Annotated in this window: 21 protein-coding genes and 2 tRNA genes; 18 read left to right on the forward strand and 5 right to left on the reverse strand. The window is 27.3% G+C overall.

Going from position 1 to position 20,710, the window contains the following annotated elements:
* Window positions 1–44: 44 nt before the first annotated feature.
* Entirely contained in the window at window positions 45–1,313 is a 1,269-nt protein-coding gene (locus tag AC2A4K_RS00150) for a CCA tRNA nucleotidyltransferase (protein WP_322505362.1), read from the reverse strand.
* Between the two features lie 139 nt (window positions 1,314–1,452).
* Here AC2A4K_RS00150 and AC2A4K_RS00155 point away from each other — a divergent pair, with 139 nt between their 5' ends.
* Window positions 1,453–2,424, forward strand: coding sequence for a 3'-5' exoribonuclease YhaM family protein (locus AC2A4K_RS00155; RefSeq protein WP_322505363.1), 972 nt, complete (start codon window positions 1,453–1,455; stop codon window positions 2,422–2,424).
* Between the two features lie 30 nt (window positions 2,425–2,454).
* Here AC2A4K_RS00155 and AC2A4K_RS00160 read toward each other — a convergent pair whose 3' ends face one another.
* The gene (locus AC2A4K_RS00160) at window positions 2,455–3,615 is read right to left on the reverse strand and encodes a L,D-transpeptidase family protein (RefSeq protein ID WP_322505364.1); all 1,161 of its coding nucleotides are present in this window, start codon (window positions 3,613–3,615) and stop codon (window positions 2,455–2,457) included.
* A gap of 233 nt (window positions 3,616–3,848) precedes the next feature.
* On the opposite strand from AC2A4K_RS00160, the gene pepT reads away from it, so the two are divergent.
* A complete protein-coding gene (gene pepT, locus AC2A4K_RS00165) occupies window positions 3,849–5,069 on the forward strand; it encodes a peptidase T (protein WP_322505365.1) in 1,221 nt (406 codons plus the stop codon).
* 73 nt (window positions 5,070–5,142) lie between these two features.
* Here pepT and AC2A4K_RS00170 read toward each other — a convergent pair whose 3' ends face one another.
* Entirely contained in the window at window positions 5,143–6,018 is an 876-nt protein-coding gene (locus tag AC2A4K_RS00170) for a DegV family protein (RefSeq protein ID WP_322505366.1), read from the reverse strand.
* 187 nt (window positions 6,019–6,205) lie between these two features.
* Here AC2A4K_RS00170 and AC2A4K_RS00175 point away from each other — a divergent pair.
* Together AC2A4K_RS00175 and AC2A4K_RS00180 are read left to right on the forward strand one after the other, a co-directional pair.
* Window positions 6,206–6,282, forward strand: a tRNA-Arg gene (locus AC2A4K_RS00175).
* A gap of 224 nt (window positions 6,283–6,506) precedes the next feature.
* The gene (locus AC2A4K_RS00180; protein ID WP_322505367.1) at window positions 6,507–7,646 is read left to right on the forward strand and encodes a Card1-like endonuclease domain-containing protein; all 1,140 of its coding nucleotides are present in this window, start codon (window positions 6,507–6,509) and stop codon (window positions 7,644–7,646) included.
* A 152-nt stretch (window positions 7,647–7,798) separates the two neighbouring features.
* Here AC2A4K_RS00180 and AC2A4K_RS00185 read toward each other — a convergent pair whose 3' ends face one another.
* A complete protein-coding gene (locus tag AC2A4K_RS00185; protein ID WP_322505368.1) occupies window positions 7,799–8,683 on the reverse strand; it encodes a phosphatidylserine decarboxylase in 885 nt (294 codons plus the stop codon).
* A gap of 166 nt (window positions 8,684–8,849) precedes the next feature.
* Between AC2A4K_RS00185 and AC2A4K_RS00190 the strand changes: the two genes are divergently transcribed.
* From AC2A4K_RS00190 to AC2A4K_RS00225, 8 genes are all read left to right on the forward strand, one after another.
* On the forward strand, window positions 8,850–9,221 hold the full coding sequence (locus tag AC2A4K_RS00190; RefSeq protein ID WP_488458833.1) for a TetR/AcrR family transcriptional regulator: 372 nt from the start codon (window positions 8,850–8,852) through the stop codon (window positions 9,219–9,221).
* Between the two features lie 27 nt (window positions 9,222–9,248).
* Entirely contained in the window at window positions 9,249–9,419 is a 171-nt protein-coding gene (locus AC2A4K_RS00195; RefSeq protein WP_488458834.1) for a hypothetical protein, read from the forward strand.
* A gap of 54 nt (window positions 9,420–9,473) precedes the next feature.
* Window positions 9,474–9,548: transfer RNA gene (locus AC2A4K_RS00200), tRNA-Arg, on the forward strand.
* A gap of 153 nt (window positions 9,549–9,701) precedes the next feature.
* Window positions 9,702–10,967 carry an HlyC/CorC family transporter gene (locus tag AC2A4K_RS00205; RefSeq protein WP_322505370.1) on the forward strand — a complete coding sequence of 422 codons (1,266 nt, stop codon included), beginning with the start codon at window positions 9,702–9,704 and terminating at the stop codon, window positions 10,965–10,967.
* A gap of 2 nt (window positions 10,968–10,969) precedes the next feature.
* Complete coding sequence (gene tadA / locus AC2A4K_RS00210; protein WP_322505371.1) at window positions 10,970–11,401, forward strand: tRNA adenosine(34) deaminase TadA; 432 nt, start codon at window positions 10,970–10,972, stop codon at window positions 11,399–11,401.
* 63 nt (window positions 11,402–11,464) lie between these two features.
* Entirely contained in the window at window positions 11,465–11,923 is a 459-nt protein-coding gene (locus tag AC2A4K_RS00215) for a hypothetical protein (RefSeq protein ID WP_322505372.1), read from the forward strand.
* Between the two features lie 154 nt (window positions 11,924–12,077).
* A complete protein-coding gene (locus tag AC2A4K_RS00220) occupies window positions 12,078–12,443 on the forward strand; it encodes a ribosomal maturation YjgA family protein (RefSeq protein ID WP_322505373.1) in 366 nt (121 codons plus the stop codon).
* A gap of 109 nt (window positions 12,444–12,552) precedes the next feature.
* Window positions 12,553–13,215 (forward strand): glucosaminidase domain-containing protein, encoded by a 663-nt coding sequence (locus AC2A4K_RS00225; protein WP_322505374.1) that lies wholly within the window; start codon window positions 12,553–12,555, stop codon window positions 13,213–13,215.
* A 139-nt stretch (window positions 13,216–13,354) separates the two neighbouring features.
* On the opposite strand, the gene AC2A4K_RS00230 is transcribed toward AC2A4K_RS00225, so the two are convergent.
* Window positions 13,355–14,827, reverse strand: coding sequence for a protein adenylyltransferase SelO (locus tag AC2A4K_RS00230; RefSeq protein WP_322505375.1), 1,473 nt, complete (start codon window positions 14,825–14,827; stop codon window positions 13,355–13,357).
* Window positions 14,828–15,160: 333 nt separating this feature from the next.
* On the opposite strand from AC2A4K_RS00230, the gene AC2A4K_RS00235 reads away from it, so the two are divergent.
* From AC2A4K_RS00235 to lgt, 6 genes are all read left to right on the forward strand, one after another.
* Window positions 15,161–16,354, forward strand: a complete 1,194-nt coding sequence (locus AC2A4K_RS00235) for a phospholipase C (RefSeq protein ID WP_322505376.1) — start codon at window positions 15,161–15,163, stop codon at window positions 16,352–16,354.
* A 194-nt stretch (window positions 16,355–16,548) separates the two neighbouring features.
* Window positions 16,549–17,475, forward strand: a complete 927-nt coding sequence (locus AC2A4K_RS00240) for a CobW family GTP-binding protein (protein WP_322505377.1) — start codon at window positions 16,549–16,551, stop codon at window positions 17,473–17,475.
* A 20-nt stretch (window positions 17,476–17,495) separates the two neighbouring features.
* Window positions 17,496–18,086, forward strand: coding sequence for a GTP-binding protein (locus AC2A4K_RS00245; RefSeq protein WP_322505378.1), 591 nt, complete (start codon window positions 17,496–17,498; stop codon window positions 18,084–18,086).
* 2 nt (window positions 18,087–18,088) lie between these two features.
* On the forward strand, window positions 18,089–18,982 hold the full coding sequence (locus tag AC2A4K_RS00250; RefSeq protein WP_322505379.1) for a permease: 894 nt from the start codon (window positions 18,089–18,091) through the stop codon (window positions 18,980–18,982).
* Window positions 18,983–18,994: 12 nt separating this feature from the next.
* A complete protein-coding gene (locus tag AC2A4K_RS00255; RefSeq protein ID WP_322505380.1) occupies window positions 18,995–19,714 on the forward strand; it encodes a TIGR03943 family putative permease subunit in 720 nt (239 codons plus the stop codon).
* A 201-nt stretch (window positions 19,715–19,915) separates the two neighbouring features.
* Entirely contained in the window at window positions 19,916–20,686 is a 771-nt protein-coding gene (gene lgt / locus AC2A4K_RS00260) for a prolipoprotein diacylglyceryl transferase (protein WP_322505381.1), read from the forward strand.
* The last annotated feature ends 24 nt before the right edge of the window (window positions 20,687–20,710 follow it).

Consider the following 20,710-nt stretch of genomic DNA (forward strand, 5'->3'; position numbering starts at 1 on the left):
TTTATAAGTTTTATTATTTTAAGTTTTGATACAATCCATTTTCATTATCTATAAGAAGAATATTGTTTACTAAGGTTTAGTAAATTTTCTTTTGTATTTAATTCTGGGGTTTCTAGTACATTTTCAAGAAGAAAATTTAATGTAATGCCTATATTCTTTCCAGGTGTATAGTTAAGTTCAGTAATTAAATCATTACCTGTTATGGCTAAATCCTTGATAAATATAGGTTCCTTTGAAGCCAGTATATCAGAAATTCTATCTTTTAAAATATCTATATACTCAGTATCATACTCATCCATATAAGTTAAATAAGCTTTTATTAACTCTAGTAGATCAAAAATATTTTCAGCTCCTACTGAGTTTATAAGTAGCTTAAGTTTTTTTCTTGTCATATTGGATGAAATCTTATTTATATTTTCTACTAAATTACATGTACTATTTATGGTGTTATTATCATATTTAAGCTTCTTTAAAATTATTTTGCATTTATCAACTGCATTTTCAGAATTATAAACTTTATGAAATAAACCTGCTAATCTTACATGAAGTTTTTTAGGAAGTGAATTTAATAATCCATAAGTATCATGAATATCATCATATGCATCATAACAATTTATTAGTTTTAAATCATTAAATTCTTTAATTAATAAATCAGCAAAACCAAGTTTTCTAAGAAGCATAAGTCCTCTGTCGGGATTATTACTTAGGATGATTTTAGTGAATTCACTTTGAATTCTTTCCATACTTATATTTTTTATTAATTTAAAATTTCTTTTTATTGATTCAGCAGTTTCTTTTTCTATTTTAAAGTTTAATTGACAGCTAAATCTAATAGCTCTAAGCATTCTTAAAGCATCTTCAGAGAAACGTTTGTCAGGATCTCCTACACACTTTATTAATCTCTTTTTTAAATCGCCTTTTCCATCAAAATAATCTTTGAATCCTAAATAGGGACTATATGCCATTGCGTTTATAGTAAAATCTCTTCTAGATAAATCTTCTTCTATATTAGAAACGAACTTTACATCCTTAGGTTTTCTATTGTCTAGATATTCACCATCGACTCTATATGTAGTTATCTCATAAGGAGTTTTATCTATTAAAACTGTTACAGTTCCATGCTTTATACCAGTAGGAATTGTCTTATCAAAAAGTTCTTCTATTTTTTCAGGCAATGCATTAGTTGTAATATCATAATCTTGTGGATGTTTATTCAATAATGAGTCTCTTACGCAACCACCAACGATAAAGGCTTCAAAATTATTGGTGTTAAACTTATCTAAGATATATTGAACATTATTGGGTAAATTCATTAACTAGCCACCTCCATATAAGTTATTTTATCAATTAATATAAATTTTAGCTATAAATAAGAAGTTTATTTGTTTACAAAATTTAATAATATGTAATAATTAAAATAGAGATTATTAAAATGAAAGAAAGGATAGACTTATGGAAATACCGGTAAAAAAAATAGGTGAATTCGTTAAAGGAGAAAGAGTCGAAGGTTTTTTTCTTTTAAAATCAATTACTTTAAAGACTACTAATTCAGGTGGTAAAAAGTATTTAGATTTAGTTCTAAGTGATAAAACTGGGGATATATTAGGCAAAGTATGGGAGATTAAACCTGAGCATGAAGAGTTAAAATGCAATACTGTTGTTAAGATGCGAGGAACTATAAATAGTTGGCAAGGAACGCTTCAGTTTAAAGTAGAACATGTTAGAGAAACTAATGAGGAAGATAACATAAATTTAGATGATTATGTTCAATGTGCACCATATACTAGCGATGAAATGATTAACACTATAAAATGTGTTGTTGATAATATGAATGATATAGATGTAAAGAATATTCTTAATAGAATTTTAGAAATTAATGAGGATAAGCTTAAATATTATCCAGCAGCGAAATCTAATCATCATTCAATAAAGGGAGGCTTATTATATCACATAACAACTATGTTAAAGTTAGCAGAGAATATTTGTGGTATATATGATTTCTTAAATAAAGATTTAGTTTATGCAGGGGTAATACTTCATGACATGGCTAAAATAAAGGAAATGTCTTCTAATGAAATGGGAATAGTTGATGAATATACTTTAGAGGGAACTTTACTTGGGCATATTACTCAAGGAATAAAAGAAATTGAGGTAATAGGAAAAGAAGTGAATGCAGATAGCAAGATTATAATGTTACTTCAACATATGGTTCTATCTCATCATTATGAACCTGAATACGGAAGTCCTATTAAGCCTCTTATACCAGAGGCAGAAATGTTACACTATTTAGATGTAATGGATGCTAGAATGTATGATATGAAGAAGGCAATTAGTGAAACTAAAGTAAATGAATTCTCAGAAAGAATTTGGTCTTTAGATAGCAGAAGAATATATAACCATGGAATAAGTAAAAAAAATAATTAAAAAAACAGCTCTTTTAGAGCTGTTTTTTATTTAATATATTATTATTTTTGAGCCGTTTTTAACATTATCATAAAGCCATTTAGAATCTTCAACAGCTAATCTTATGCATCCATGAGAGGAAGGAACACCTAAGGTTGAATCAGATACTGTTGTTTGGTCTGCATCAAAAGGAATTGAATGAAATAAATAATTTCCCATGAATTGAACATAGTATTTTCCACCCTGACCGTATTTAGGTGAGAAAAACCATGGTGCTCTAGATTGAACAGTGAATACTCCAACTGGCGTTTCTTTTCCTTCAATACCTGTTGAACAAAGGAAAGATTTTTCTAAAGACCAATTATTTTCTGAGCCTTCATATACATAAGTCTTTTGTTCAGCAATATTAACGAAAACTAAATGATCAGTTTTACTACTAATATCAAATTGATTTATTGTATCTGAATTTAATTTTTTATAATATTCCATAACGGGAGCAGTTCTTTCTGTAGCCTTATCTATATTTTTTTGACTATAATTTTCAAGATGCTCTAATCTAAGTTTTTCTAATTCATCTTTTTTGGCTTGTAATGTTGAATCTTCTGGTAAAGTTTCAAGCTGAGAATCTAAATATTCTATTCCTTTTGAATATTTTTCATTTGAAATATATTCATCTACAGTTTCTAAGATAGGTTCTCTTATTTCATTTAAACATACTTCTTCATAGTCTGAAGCTTTTGATTTAAAATCAGAAAGATTATGTACACTTTTAAAATAGTTTAAAGCTTCTAAATAGTTATATTCATTTAACTTAGAAACTCCAATATCAAAATATTCCTTTGAATTTTTAATTATGGGAACTGTATATTTAAAGTTTGATATTTCTTCATTTAATACATTGAAAGAAAGTAAGTGATTTAATTGTTCTACTGCTACTTCTTCTGATATATCTCCAGAAGAAAAATCAGCTTTTATATCTGAGAACTTTTTTATTATTATGTCATCTGATGAATTAAGAAATGATTTTTTTAATAAAATATTTTTTGTTCCCTTGTTAAAATAATTTGAAGCTGCTTCATAATTATTTGATTCTAAAGCTTCATTGAATTCATTTAAATTATTTTTAAATGATATTGTAAAATAAGCTGCAACTAATACTAATGATATTAATAATGTTGAGCAGATTGTGATTAAAAGTTTTTGTTTTTTCATTTATGTACTCCTAAAAAATTTAATATTTATATTTAAATAATAGACAATAATTTAAATAATAGACAATAATTATCATAATATCAAAAAAATATTAACCTTAATCATTATATTACATTTTTGTCCTTTAAATAAGGACTATTGTATTTTTAGTATTAAACAGTCATAATATTAATATAAAGTAATCGCTTAAATAAAACGTTAACAATTTATTTTGTAATAAGGTGGTGTTGAGTATGAAAAAAGTTCATGAAAGATTTTTAGAATATGTAAAAGTAGATACTAAATCAGATGAAACAACAGGAGTGACTCCTAGTACAAAAGGCCAGCTAGAACTAGGAAAAATGCTTGCAGAGGAATTAAAGGCAATTGGAGTAGATGAAGTAAGAATAAGCGAAGAGGGATATGTATATGCTTCTTTAAACAGCAATTGTGACAAAGATATTCCTAAAATAGGATTTATTTCACACATGGATACTGCACCAGATATGAGTGGAAAAAATGTAAATCCTAAAATTGTTGAAAACTATGATGGTAAAGATATAGAATTAGGAAATGGTTATGTATTATCACCAAAGTTTTCACCAGAACTTCCTATGTATAAAGGACAGACTTTAATAACTACAGATGGAACAACCCTTTTAGGAGCTGATGATAAAGCTGGTGTAGCTGAAATAATAACTGCTATTGAATACTTAGTAAATAATCCAGAGATTAAACATGGTGATATTAAAATAGCATTCACTCCAGACGAGGAAATTGGAGAAGGTGCAGATCACTTTGATGTTAAAGGATTTGGAGCAGATTTTGCTTACACAATGGATGGTGGTAGAATAGGTGAATTAGAGTATGAAAACTTTAATGCTGCAGGCGCTAAGGTTGAAACAATAGGTAAAAATGTTCACCCAGGAAGTGCTAAAGGAAAGATGATTAACTCTATTTTAGTTGCTCATGAGTTTATTTCTATGCTTCCTTTAGATGAAGTTCCAGAAAAAACTGAAGGATATGAAGGATTCTCATTCTTATTAGATATAAAAGGAGAAGTAGAAAAAACTACATTATCATTCATAATAAGAGACTTTGACAAAGAAGGATTCAAAAATAGAAAAGCTAAATTTAATGAAATCGCTGATGAATTAAATAAAAAATATGGTGAAGGTACAGTTACTGTAACTTTAAAAGACCAATATATGAATATGAAAGAAATGATAGAACCTAGAATGCACATTGTTGAAACCGCTGAAAAAGCTATGAAGGAATGTGGAATTGAACCAATCAAGAACCCTATAAGAGGTGGTACTGATGGTGCTAGATTATCATTTATGGGATTACCAACACCAAACATATTTACTGGTGGTGAAAACTTCCATGGAAGATATGAATATATCTCAATAAATTCAATGGAAAAAGCTGTTGAAGTAATACTAAACATAATAAAACTTTATGCTGAAAAGTAGATTTTTAGATTAAAGAATGAACCTATAAATATATTTTGAATTCTTCTCTTAATATATTTATAGGTTCTATTTTTTAAGGTTCTTTTGTATCGCCTAAGAAGAATAATGCTAAAGTTCCTACTCCGGTATGGGAACCTATAACTATTCCTATATAATCTATAATTATGTTTTTAACATTATATTTTTCTCTAATCATATTAGCTAAAATTTCTGCATCTTCAATACAATCACTATGAGCTATAAATATTGTTTGCTCTTCTGGATTTACAATGTGTTTTTCAAGTCCTTGGAAAAGAGCTTTTATAGATTTTTTTCTTCCTTTAGCTTTTGCGAAATTATGAAGTTCACCTGCATCATTTACATATAACATTGGCTTTATGTTTAGTAAGCTACCAATAGTTGCGGCTGTAGAAGAAATTCTACCACCTCTTTTTAAATGATCTAAACTATCTACTGTGAAATAGTGGCATACTTTGTTTTTATTTTCTTCAACCCAAGAAGAAATTTCATCTATAGATTTTCCATCTTTTTTCATTAAACCAGCATAATAAACAATTAATCCTTCACCTAAGCAAGCTGCTTTAGTGTCAATTATTCTTATATCTGCATCAGGATATTTTTCCAAAAGTTCTTCGCGAGCCATAAGTGAACTATTGTGTGTTCCACTTAAAGCTGATGAAAATGCTAAATATAGCACTGAGATTCCTTGTTTTACATACTCTTCAAAAGCTTCAACAAATCTAAATGAATTTACTTGACTTGTTGATGGCATAGCACCTTCTCTTATTTTATTATAAAAATCTTTATGAGTTAATTTTCCGTCAAAATTATCAACATATTCTTTATTATTAATATTACATATAAGTCCTAAATAATTAATATCTAAATCTTTAACCATGCTCTTTGGAAGGTCTGCTGCTGAGTCAGCGAATATAACAAAATTTTTCAATGCACTTTTTCCTCCTTTTTTAATATAATATTACTAACTAAGTATAATATTTAATATAAAAAATATCTAGTTAATAGAATATTGTATTAGACATTAATAATATATTTAATAATAAATTAAGCTTTGGGAATAATATGTAATATCTTGATTTATTAATTAATATATGATATTATAAGTCTGTTAATATGCGGTGGTAGCTCAGCTGGATAGAGTAGTCGGCTACGAACCGATTGGTCGGGGGTTCGAATCCTCTTCGCCGCACCAAAAGCTTGTAACTTAAGGTTACAAGCTTTTTTTTTATACCCATTAATATATTCTAAAAACTTTATAAATATCCTCTTTATATTTTAGATATAATTGGAATTTAGAATAAAAAAGTTTTCTTAGGTGAAAATAATTATAAAATGAAGCGCTTAATTCATTAAGAATTTTAGTCAAATTATCTAAGTTTAAAGAAAGATAAAATAATATGCTAAAGGTGAAATAGTATGAATTATGATTTTATAATTACGATTTTAGATGAACATAATGAATCCAGTATTTTATTAACTGAAAAATTAAATCCTAAAGAAATACTTTATTTATATGAAAGTGATGATGAATTAAAAATTTTAAATCCTTTAAGACAATTTTATTTAAATAAATTTCCTAATTGTGTTTTTAACGATGAAAAATTAGGTGGGAATAAATTAATTTCTATTGAAGGAGCCATAAAAAAAATTAAGGATAGAAAAGTAGCAATATGTGTAAATCAGGGAAATAAAAAGGACATCTTAATAATGTATACTTTAGCTCTAAAGCATAATATAGATGGTTTTTTTATAGATATACCAAAGGAAGAACTTTTAAAATTTAATTTAGAAAATATACAATGTGAAAAGTGTAGTTTTGTAGATTTAGATGTTGAGGATATTATAAATAGTATTGGAGCATCTATTGTTATAGACTCAACAGAAATTTCTGAGATTAATATCATAGAGAGTATGACTAATTACATAGCAGATAATTTATTATTATGGGAAAATTACAAGACAAGGCTTAGCGACAACAGTGTGTTTATTCATGATGTTTCAAATCCAAGATGCATAAAGATAGATAAAGAGTTGTTGAATAGAGAAGAGGTAATACTTTTAGACAAGATACTTGAGTTCTTAGAAAAAAATAATCAAATAAGAATAAAAAATACAGATCAATGTTTAAAAGTAATATTTCAAAATGAATTTATAAAAGGATTTATTTTTAAAAGTGGAACTTGGCTTGAAGTTTTAACAAAAAATATTATTGAAGAAATAAAAAGTGTTGATGATATAAAAAGTGGAGTTTTATTTCTCTGGAATGATAAAGAAGTTAGAGTTAAAAATGAGCTAGATGTTGTTGCTATAAAAGATTCAGTTCTTATATGTGTTTCTTGTAAAGACTCAAAAAAATATGATGAAGTTGCTTTAAATGAATTAAATGTTTATTCAGAACAATTAGGAGGAGAAAATGTAATAAAAATATTAGTAGCTACTAAACCTCCTATTAAATCATCTACTTCAAAGAGAGCTAAGGAGATGAATATAAATTTAGTAATTTTTGATGGAGACAAAAAAGCATTTAAGGAAGAGTTAGAAAAAATAATAAAATAAATTTTATTTTAAAACTTTATTTTATATAAAATAAAATTTATTTCTAGGATAAATAAAAAAAATAAGGAGAAAATAAATATAAATTCTCCTATAATCTTATTTTATAAAAAACAGGAGCTTAATTATTTTTCAATAATTAAGCTCCTGTTTAACTATTTGTGTCCAATAGTTTCACCCATATTAACTTTAGTTTCAAACCCTAATTTTGTTTGTTCAACTATATCTGAATCTACTTTTACCATACCTTTTTTAAAGAATAGTATAGTAGTTGAACCACCAAATTTAAAGTATCCTTTTTCTTCTCCTTTAGTAACTCTTTTACCAGGAGTATATGTTTGAAGAATTGTACCAACACAAGTAGCACCAACTTCTACATGAAGAATTTCACCAAAATTATCAGAGTTAAAAAGAGACCATTCTCTTTTATTCTTACAGAAAAGTTCAGAGATATTATTAAGAGCTATTGGGTTAACTGAGTAATAAAAACCTGAAATTTTCTTTGTTTCACCACAAGTTCCGTTATCTACAAAATGAAATCTGTGGTAGTCTGTAGGACATAATCTTAGTATAAGGCAAGTTCCACCTTTAAATTCTTCTGCAACCTTAGGATCATCTATTAATTCCCTTAAAGAATATGTAAATCCTTTAATTTGTACAACATTATCAAGATCTATGTTTTCAAATGCAGATAATCTACCATCTCCAGGAGAAATTAAAATATCCTCGCTAAAATCAATAGGTCTAGCTTCATTTGTTAATGTTCTTGCAAAGAAATCATTGAAATTTTCAAATTCATTTATGTTTTTATTACAAAGAGACATATCAATATTGAACTCATCAATAAATGGTTGAATTTTTTTCTTACTTAAAGAAGAATCACAATAATTTCCGTAAACCTTAGAGAATATCTTCTTTTTTACAAATAATTCAACGAAGCTTTTTCCTACAGGAGATGAATAAGACCAATTTATATATTTAAGACCAGCTACTTGCTCGATGTCATAAGTTTTAGTTTTCCTATTATAAACCTTTATCATAAATTATATCTCTCCTAAAAAAATTATGTTAAATACATATCTTATATTATTATATATATAAAATCAAATTGTAAACAAATAAATTACAAAATTATATATTATTGATTAAATAAAATAAGTGGTATATCATTAAATTGTTTTATAAATAAATGTTGGAGTGAGTAGTATGAGTAGAACTAAGAATGCTATTTTTGAAGCAGCTATACAGGTTTTTGCTACTTCAGGTTATAATGGATCAAGAGTTGATGAGATTGCAGCTAAGGCAAATGTTGCTAAAGGAACTCTTTATTACAATTTTAAAAGTAAAGAGGAAATTTTTAATTTTGTAGTAGAAAATGGTTTAGAGATTTGGAATGCTAAATTAGCTGAAATAGAAATTTCCAATGATGAACCTATAGATAAATTAAAAGCTCTTTTTAGAATGCAATTTAAATTACTATATGATAATAGAGCATTTTTTAAACTTGTAATAAGTCAATTATGGGGTAAGGAAACAAGACAAGATGGGTTAAGAAGTAAGATTAAAGAATATATATAAGGGGTAGAAAGAATACTAAGAGAAGCAATGGTGAAAAAGCAAATAAGAGAGTGTGATGTTTCTCTATTAGCTCATAGCTTATTTGGAAGCCTTATATCTGCATCGTTATATGAATTAAGTATAGATAAAATAATAGATGTTAATAATGTTATAGAGGAACTTACAGAAAACACTTTAAATGGTATTGTAATAAAATAAGTTGTGTTGACATATATTTGTTAAAGAGTTAAAATTATTATAAAATTCTAATAAGTCTCCATAGTTCAATGGATAGAACAATCCCCTCCTAAGGGATAAATGTAGGTTCGATTCCTACTGGGGATACCACGGTTTTAACTGTGAAGAAAGAACTCCATATATATATGGAGTTTTTTTTGAATATTTATAAAAATATATTTAATAAGAAAATTTTGTATAATATAATATTATATAAGAAAAATAAAAATGAAGAAAATATATAAAATAATGGGAGTGGTTTAGTTGGACCAATATACGTCTCAAATTTTGCTCTTGATAGTATTAATAATACTATCTGGATTTTTCTCAGCATCAGAAACTGCATTAATGTCTTTAAGTAAAATTAGGATAAGACATATGGTTGATGAGGGAGTAAAGGGAGCTAAATTATTAGAAAAGCTATTAGAAGATCCTAATAAATTATTAGGTGGAATATTGATAGGAAATAATATAGTTAATATAGGGGCATCATCATTAGCATCAACACTTGCTTATAGAATTTTTGGTGATGGTGGAGTTGCTTTAGCAACTGGTGTTATGACTATTCTTATTTTAATTTTTGGAGAAATAACACCTAAGTCATTAGCTAAACAAAATGCAGAAAAAGTTTCTTTATTTGTGGCACCTGTAATAAATATAGTTGTTATAGTTTTTAAACCATTTGTTTGGTTATTCTCTTTAATATCATCATTAATAGTAAAAGTGTTAGGTGGTGATTTAAATAAGAGTCAGCCATTTATAACTGAAGAAGAATTAAAAACAATGGTCGATGTAAGTGAAGAAGAAGGTGTTCTTGAAGTTGAAGAAAAAGAAATGATATTTAATGTTTTTGAATTCGGAGACCTTCAGGTAAAAGATATAATGGTTCAAAGAGTAAATGTTGTTGCAGTTAATGTAACAGCTACTTATGAAGAGGTAATAAAAGTTATAAAGGAAGAACAGTTTTCAAGAATACCAGTTTATAATGAATCAATAGATGATATAGTTGGTATATTATATATTAAAGATTTAATTCTTTTAGATAGTTATGAGGAAAACTTTGATGTAACTAAGTACATGAGAGAGCCGTTTAGAACATTTGAATTTAAGAAGATAACAGAGTTATTCTCAGAAATGAAAACAACTAGAAACCATATATCAGTAGTATTAGATGAATATGGTGGAACAGTTGGTATAGTTACTATTGAGGACTTAATAGAAGAAATCGTAGGAGATATTGAAGATGAATACGATGAGAGAGATAAGGATATAGAAGTTATCAAAGCAAATGAATTTGTAGTAGATGGAAGCACAAGACTTTCAGATTTAAGTGATATGATAGGCTTTGATATAGAGTCTGAAGAGTTTGACTCTATTGGAGGTTATGTCATAGGGCATTTAGGAAGAATGCCTGAGGTTGGAGAAGAAATAAAAACAAATAATCTTAGAATTATTGTTGAAGAATTAGATAGAAACAGAGTAAAAAAAGTTAGAGTTTACACATATAAAAGAGAACAAGAGGAGAGTTAATAGTGCTTAGTTTAGCTTTGGAAGAGGCAGAAGAAGCTAGAAAAAAAGGAGAAGTTCCTGTAGGTGCTGTAATCGTCAAAGATGGGAAAGTCATTGCAAAAGCCCATAATTTAAAAGAAAGTTTAAATGATCCAACAGCTCATGCAGAAATTCTTGCTATAAGAGAAGCTTGTAATAAAATTAATAACTGGAGACTTCAAGGATGTGAGATGTATGTGACTTTAGAGCCTTGTCCCATGTGTGCTGGTGCAATTCTCCAAAGTAGAATCTCTAAAATTCATATAGGAACCTTTGATGAAACAACTGGAGCAGCTGGTTCCATAGTAAATATTCTTCAAAATCCTAATCTTAATCATTTTCTTGAGGTTAAGTGGGAAAATGACGAGAATTGTAGTAAAATATTAACAAAATTTTTCAAAGATAGACGTGGGTAAGTAATGATTTACTTACCCATTTTATGTTATACTGAAAATACAAATATTGGTGGGGGGTGCATTATGAACAAATTAGACATGATGGTAGGATATGAAATAAATTTCTATGAAAAGAAATTTGATGAAAATGTAAAGAAATTATCTTACTATATGCATAGATGTTTTAATGAAACTATAGGGGAAAAAGTTGCTGGAATAGCTATTGAAGAGAATCTTTTATATGCTTGGTCATATTATTTTGTTACGATAGCTGATGAAGATCCTAAAATGGGTGACAGAATAATGATGGGACTTATAAACCACTTTAACAAATTATTAGAAGATAAGAATGTAAAAATAAGTGGTAAAGAAGGGGCAAAATTAATGATAGATCCTTCTTTCTGTAGAGTATGGTTTGGTACAAGTTTAAATGTTATGTTAGTTAAAAAATATGGTGAAGAAGACTACAAGGAAGTTTTCGACTACATTAAGGATAACTACTTACAAAAAGAATGTAAAGTAAGATCATTAAAGGTTTCATAATAATGTTTTTTAAATCAGTAAGTAAAGCTTTACTTACTGATTTTGTTTATATTATATAATTAATAAACAGTTTTAAAACTTAGAAAATATTAATAGATAAAATTAAAAGGTTTTTAGAACTAATTACATAAGATAGTGTGAAAGAAGTGTTTTTATGAAAATAAATAAAAAATATTTATTTACATTTTTTGTATTGCTAATAGTTGAAGTTTTTATTGCGCTTTTTGTTAAAGATAATTTTATTAGACCATATATTGGTGATGTTTTAGTTGTAATAGTAATATATACATTCATAAGAGGAGTAGTAGGAAGGAAAATAAAATTTTTACCTCTTTATATCTTCTTATTTGGTGTTTTAGTTGAAGTTTTACAATACTTTAAAATTGTTGAATTATTAAATCTTCAAAATAGTAAGTTCTTCACAATACTTATAGGAACGTCCTTTGATATAAAAGATATTTTATGTTATTTAGTTGGATGTTTAATTTTAGTTTTCTGGGAATTTATAAATAAAAATTAATTATTTAAAGTGGACTCAAATTTTGAGTTCACTTTTTTTACATAAATGAAGAGATGAGGGCATATTATTTTAGAGAGAATATTATGTAATAGTATTAGGAGGACTTCTTGTGAATGAAGATCAATTTAGTATAGATACATTATTAGTATCAATACTTATAATGTTGACACTTATAAATATAGATGTGATTCATATAACTGAAGCTCAAAATATAAATATAGAGATAGAAACAGAAGAGGATGTTCCTATAGTTTCAAATGCTTTTATAACAGCTAATGATGCTAAAAGATGGGCAGAGGGAAAAGGAGCTACTAGTGAGTTTATTGAATTAGCTGATTTATATTGGAAATATTCAGGTGAACATGGTGATGTAAATCCAGCTTTAGCTTATGTACAAGCCGCAAAAGAAACTGCGTATGGTAATTTTGGTGGAGTTTTAGATGCTTCGTATCATAATCCTTGTGGGTTAAAAACTAACAAAGGTGGGAGTGATAAAGATCCTAATGCTCACATGAGGTTTAAAAGTTGGAATGAAGGAGTAAAAGCTCATTTAGATCATTTAGCTTTATATGCAGGTGCTGAAGGATATCCGAAAGTTGAGACTAATGACCCTAGACATTTTCCTTCAATACTTGGAAAGGCTGAATCAGTAGTTGATTTAAGTAAAAGTTGGGCTCCAAGTGAAACTTATGGAGAAGAGATTCTTGCTATGTACAATGAAATGCTTGAAAGTGCAGGAAATCAAGATATAGAGGTAATAAATATATTTTAATAAATAAAAAAATTGGGCTATATCAAAACTTTAAATAATAAAACTTTATAAATTCTTACTGTAATTTAGCAATTCTTGAAATAAATTTATAAGTTTTTTATTAATTTTGATATAGCCTTTTTATTTATAGCAAAAAATTTTAAGTTCCGCAGTATGTTACATAAGGAATATTATTTTTTTCAGGTAACTCAGTATAACACTCAAAAGCTTGAGAATAATCATAAGGGTTCTTTAATACTTCTAAAAGATTATTCATAACAGTATAATCTCCTTTTTCAGCACTTTTTAAAGCTTCTTCTACTCTATGATTTCTAGGAATTACGTAAGGATTATTTTTCATCATTAAGTTTTTAACATCCTCATTTGATTTATTTTCTTCTTTCAATCTATTCTTCCAAAGAGTATACCAAGTCTTAAATTCATCAGTATTAAAAATTGGTTCATTTTCAATTTTGTTAAGAGTTAAAGCAACAAAAGTATTAGTATAATCAGCAGCATATTTTTGCATTGTACTTAAAAGGTCTTCAATTAAGGCTTCATCTTCAGGCTTCTTATTAAATAAACCAAGTTTAGCTCTCATCTTATCAAACCAATACTCTTTATATATTTTGGAAAAGTTTGATACTGATTTTCCTGCAATTTCAATTGCATCTTCTAAATTATCACTGAAAAGAGGAAGCAAGGTTTCTGCAAATCTAGCTAAATTCCACATAGCTATACTAGGTTGATTTCCATAGGCATATCTTCCAGCAACATCAATAGAACTAAATACTGTATTAGTATTATAGGTATCCATAAATGCACATGGACCATAGTCTATAGTTTCACCAGAAATAGCTACGTTATCAGTATTCATTACTCCATGAATAAATCCAACGCTTTGCCATTGTGATATAAGCCTTGCTTGAAGATTTATTACTTCTTCAAGGAATAATATATATTTATTTTCACTATTCTCTATGTTAGGAAAATGTCTTCTAATAGTGTAGTCGGTAAGAGCTTTAATATCTTCTGGAGTTCCCCACTGTGCCGCATAAGCAAAGGTACCTACTCTAATATGACTAGATGCTATTCTAGTTAATATAGCACCAGTTTCAAATTTTTGTCTTATTATTTCCTCGCCAGTATCAACAACAGCGAGACTTCTAGTAGTAGGAATTCCAAGGCCATACATTCCTTCACTTATGATATATTCTCTAAGCATAGGAGCAAGAGCTGCTTTTCCATCTCCACCTCTTGAATATATAGTTCTTCCTGAACCTTTAAGCTGAATATCAAATCTTTTTCCATCTTTAGATATATGTTCACCTAATAGAACCGCTCTACCATCACCTAACATTGTAAAATGACCAAATTGATGGCCAGCATAGGCTTGAGCAATTGGCTTAATTTCTTCAAAAGTTTTATTTCCTGCAAATATATTAAGCCCAAAATCACTATTTAAAACTTCTTCATTAAGTCCAAGTTCCTTTGCAAGAGAGGAATTAAATTTAATAAGTTTTGGATTTTTTGAACCCTTAGGATTTTGTTCACTAAAAAATATACTTGGAAGAGTTGAATAACTATTTTCTAAATTAAATCCTGCCTTTAATTCTAAATTTTTATCATTCATATTTTTCAAATCCTTTGTTTTATAATTTATTTCAAATTTTATTCCATCCCTATTATTATGTGTAAAATTCTTATATTAAATTAAAAACAATATTTACCTCATTATAACACTATTAAATATAAGTTTTTATAGTATATATAACTAAAAATAATGATTTTCATAAAAGAAATGAATTAATTATTATCACAATTTGAATTGTATTTAAAATTCATTTAAAAAATATTCAATTTTTTAGTGAGTTGCTGGTAATTTTATGGTATAATGTAAATACAAGTATTAATGGTTATTAAACAAAGGGGATATTTAAGCTTAAAAGAATAACGGGGGATAAAAATGAAAAGAAAAATTTTTAAAGTACTTATTTGTGCAACTTTAGCAGCTGGATTATGGTCTGTGCGTACAACTAAAGTTTATGCTTGGGATGGAAAGGCTGATGGAACTGGGACTCATGCTATGATTGCAACTCAGGGTGTTGAAATTTTAGAAAACGATTTATCAAATAGTGAATCAGCAAGTATAAGAGATAATTTACAAATTTTGAAACAGAACATGCATGATTTTCAATTAGGATCTACTTATCCTGATTATGATAAAAATGCTTATGATTTATATCAAGATCATTTTTGGGATCCTGATACAGAAAATAATTTTTCAAAGGACAATAATTGGTATTTATCTTATTCAATACCAGATACAGCAGAATCTCAAATAAGGAAATTTTCAGCCTTAGCTAGATATGAGTGGGAAAAAGGAAATTATAAACAAGGTACTTTTTATCTTGGGGAAGCAATGCATTACTTTGGAGATGCAGATACTCCATATCATGCTGCTAATGTAACTGCAGTTGATAGTCCAGGACACGTTAAATTTGAGACTTTCGCAGAAGAGAAAAAAGATCATTATAAAATAAATACAACAGGAAGTAAAACTGATGAAGCTTTTTATGCTAATATATTGACTAATGAAGATTTCAATTCATGGTCAAAAGAATTTGTTAGAGGTTATGCTAAAACAGCAAAGGATTTATATTATAGTCGTGCTAATATGAATTGTAGTTGGGAAGATTGGGATTATGCAGCAAAAGTAGCTTTAGCAAACTCTCAAAAAGGAACAGCAGGGTACATATATAGATTTTTACATGATGTATCAAATGAAAATACTTCATCAAACAACAAAAATGTAAATGAATTAGTGGCTTACATAACAACTTGTAATGAAGATTATTCTGGAACAAATGACTATATGTATTTTGGAATAAAAACAAAGGATGGACAAACTCAAGAGTGGAAAATGGACAACCCTGGAGATGACTTTATGAGTGGAAGTCAAGATACTTATACATTTAAGTTAAAAGATGAAAATTTAAAAATTGATGATATACAAAATATGTGGATTAGAAAAAGTAAATTTACAGAATTTGCAGATGACTATAAACCTGCAAATATAAAGATAATATCAAATGGAAATGTTGTAGTGGATAAGGATATAAATGAATGGATTGGAAATACAACATATAATATAAAATAATAGGTTTTGGTAGTATTAAAGAAGCTTAAGCAAGATAAAAATCTTGTTTAGGCTTTTTTTACTTTATCTGAAAATCGTAATAGTTTAAAACATATATTTAAATAGCTTTTATAGGATTAGTACTTAAAGTAATAATCCTTTTATTTTAAGAATATAATCAATAAGAATATTGTTGCTATATTGGGAGGATTCAAATGAAAGTAGATATAATTTCTGGATTCTTAGGAGCTGGTAAAACTACTTTAATAAAAAAGCTTTTAGATACTTTAGTAGATAATGAGAAGGTAGCTATTGTGGAAAATGAATATGGAGAAGTTGGAATTGATGGAGCATTACTTCAAGATAGAAAGATTGAGGTGAAAGAAATTAATTCAGGTTGCATATGCTGCACAATAAAAGGTGATTTTAAGCAGAATATATTAGATATAATCTCGAATTATAGACCTGACAGAATTATAGTGGAACCTTCAGGAGTAGCTAATTTTTCTCAGGTGCTTGAGTCTATAAATGAAGCTGGAATAGACGGGTTAAGAATAAATATGAAAATTACTATGGTTGATGCTCAAAATGTTGATATGTATATGAGAAACTTTGGTGATTTTTATAGGAGTCAGTTAGTTAATGCGAACACAATAATACTAACCAGAGTAGAAAAACTTTCTAACGACGAAATTACAGAGGTGTGTAATAAAATAAAAAGTATAAATAGTAAAGCTAATATTATAACAACTGAATTGGACAAGTTAAGTGCAGAGAGAATAATTCAGGTATCTGAGAGAAAAGTTGAGGAATTAATAAGTAGTACAACTATTAAAAAGCCTAGGATTATTGGATTAAGAAGAGTATCTGCACCAGAGTTCTTTGAAAATTGGGGAGTAGAAACACCGAAAACTTTTGAGTATTCTGAGTTATTAAAAATCCTGAATGAATTTCAAAATAATAAACATGGTGAAGTTCTAAGGGCAAAGGGAATAATTAAATCAAAGAATGATAAATGGTTTAAATTTGATTTTGTTCCAAATGATATTTCCATAGTTGATTATAAAAGTGATTATACAGGAAGAGTTTGTGTCATAGGAAGAAATTTAAATAAAGATAGTATAGATAAATTATTTTCATAATAATAAGGGGGAGGGGTTAGGTGAAAAAGTGTTCTATTGATTTGATTACAGGTTTTTTATCATCTGGAAAAACATCTTTTATAAATCATATTTTAAATGACTTTTCTAAAGAAGAAATATTGATAATACAATGTGAATCAGGAAAAGAATCCTTATTTACAAATAAATTTAATAGAAATGTTAATGTAAAATATTTTTCTAGCATGGATGAAATGAATGAAGAAGATTTAATAAGAAGTATAAAATTTTATGCGCCTAGGAGAATTTTAATTGAATGTAATGGTGCTGCAGAAACAAAAGTATTTATAGAGAAAATTAAGGATGGAAAGCTTAAAGAATATTTAAAAATTGGGCTTATAGTTAATTTAATAGATATGACAACCTTTAATATGTTTTTAAAGAACATACCATCAATGATAATACCGAACATATCATTAAGCAATCTTATTGTTTTAAATAAATGTAATGAAATAAGTCCAGCTTCTTTAAAAGAATATAAAGAAATGATAGGAAGATTTAACCCTAATGCACATATAATTAATTGCATAGGCAAGGAAGAGAGAAATATGAATTTTAATAAAGATAGACTTATAAATAGGATGATGGGATAAGTATGGAGCTTTTAAATAAATTTTCTATAATTTTTTCTAGTATAGTAATAGAAGCGCTGCCTTTTATACTTATAGGGGCAGTGCTATCTTCCTTTATGCAAGTTTATATTTCAAATAATATATTTAATAAAATAATATCTAAAAATAAATTATTAGGTTCAATTCAAGCTGGTATAATAGGTGTTTTTTTACCTGTTTGTGAGTGTGCAACTGTACCTATAACAAAGGGGTTATTAGGTAAGAATGTTCCTATAAATGTAGCAATAACTTATATGTTAGCTGCACCTATAGTTAATCCATTAGTTATTTTATCAACATATTATGCCTTTGATGGAAACATAAAAGTAGTATTGTTGAGAGTAGGGATTGGGTTTGGAGTAGCAGTTATAGCTGGGCTAATTATGCTTTGTTTAAGTGAAGGAAATAATATTTTAAGAGAAGATAAGGTCTTAGATTTAGAGGGCAGATGTCTTTGTGGCTGTTCAGAAATAGATGATGATTCTAGTAAGCCAATAAGGCTTTTAAAGCATACCTCCATTGAATTTTATGAAATAGGTAAGTATTTTATAATTGGTGCTACCTTGGCATCATTATTTCAGACTTTTGTGCCAAGGGAGAGTATTTTTTACTTTGAAAATAGTACAGTATTATCAATAATAATACTAATGGTATTTTCATTCTTAATTTCCTTATGTTCAGAAGCTGATGCTTTTGTTGCTAGTACTTTTATGAATAGATTTTCTTTAGGATCAATAACTGGATTTTTAATTATAGGACCAATGATAGATTTAAAAAACACAATAATGTTATTTTCAGTATTTAAAAAATCCTTTGTAATTAAGCTTTTATTTGTAGTCTTTTCACTTTGTTTTATAGCTTCAGCTTTGGTGTTTTAAGGAGGAAATTATATGAGAAAATTTAATTTTAGTGAATTCATATGGTTTCTTATATTAGTTTGTTTTGAATTTATAATTATAAAAATGTTGTTAAATGAAAAAATTTTTTTGATTATATCAAGAGATATGAAAGCATATATGATTTTATCTACAATAATATTATTTTTACTTTTAATTATTCAGTTTTTTAATATTTTCAAGGTATCTACTAGAAAATTTCTTAAAACAGGATATATTATATTTATTTTTGCTTTAGTAATTTTAAATATAGCTAATGGACTAAATATTAATCAAGTTTCTTTAAGTTTAAAAGGAGTTAAATTATATCATGATAGACATAAGGATTTAAGTCATAATCATAGTCACTCTCATGATGCTGTAAATATTGAAGAGGCTTTAGTTTTTACAGAAGAAAATTTTCATAACTCTGTAGAGGAACTAATAATTCACTTAGATGACTACATAGGAAAAGAAATTTCTATAGAAGGACTTTTATATGTCAGTGATTTATATGAAAAGGGTGAATTTGCAATAACACAAATAGAAATGACCTGTTGTATAGTTGATTCAACTTATTTAGGGGTATTATGTAAAGGAGATTTGCCTGATTTAAATAATGGAAGTGAAATAAAAATTAAAGGAATAGTTGAATCTAAAACAATTAGGAATAATGCTGGAGAAGAGATAAAAATACCACTAATAAATGCATTCTATACTGATACTTTGCAATAAGAAGTTTTAAATAAAGGTTCACATAAAAAAAGATTATAAAGAAAATATTTTAGTAGGTTTATTTTATATAAGATCTAAAAAGTAACTAATATTTTAATTACTTTTTAGATTTTTTATTTTTAAAGGTTTTGAGATACATATTTACTTAACAATTTTTCTGTAATATTATTATAAAAACTAAAAAGGAATTGGAGGGATTAGATGAATCCAGTGGCATTTTCAATTGGGAGTTTTGAGGTTAGATGGTATGGGATAATAATTGCCTTAGGAATTCTAATAGCAATGGCATTAATAAGCATTAATGCTAAGAAAAAGAATTTAAACTTTGATGTTATACTTGATTTGTTTTTATGGTGTTTTCCTTTTGCTATTATAGGAGCTAGAGCATATTATGTGCTTTTTGAGCTTGAAAATTATCATAGCTTTTGGGAAATGATAAATATAAGACAAGGTGGACTAGCTATTCATGGGGGAATAATAGGAGCTTTCTTAACTGCATTTATTTATTGTAAAGTTAAAAAAATAGATTTTTTAGCTTATGCAGATATTGTAGCACCAGCTTTTATATTAGCTCAAGGAATAGGAAGATGGGGAAACTTTTTTAATCAGGAAGCTCATGGGGGGCCTGTTAGTAGTGAATTTATAAGTAAGTTTCCAGAGTTTATTCAAAAAGGAATGCACATAAACGGAACTTATTATCATCCTACGTTTTTATATGAGAGCATATGGGATATATTTGTTGCTATTATCTTAATGATAATCTTATACAATATTACAAATAAATATAAAGGTGTAGTTATTTCATCTTATATAGCCTTATATTCATTAGGAAGATTTTTCATTGAAGGATTAAGAACAGATAGCTTATATTTTATGAATATTAGAGTTGCTCAGCTAATAAGCTTATTAGGGATTATAGTTGGAGTAGGAGCTATAATATTTATTATCATAAAAGCAAGGAAAAAAGAATAAGAATAGTTATAAATTAGATTTTAA

It is taken from the genome of Clostridium sp. LIBA-8841 (genome assembly GCF_057782475.1).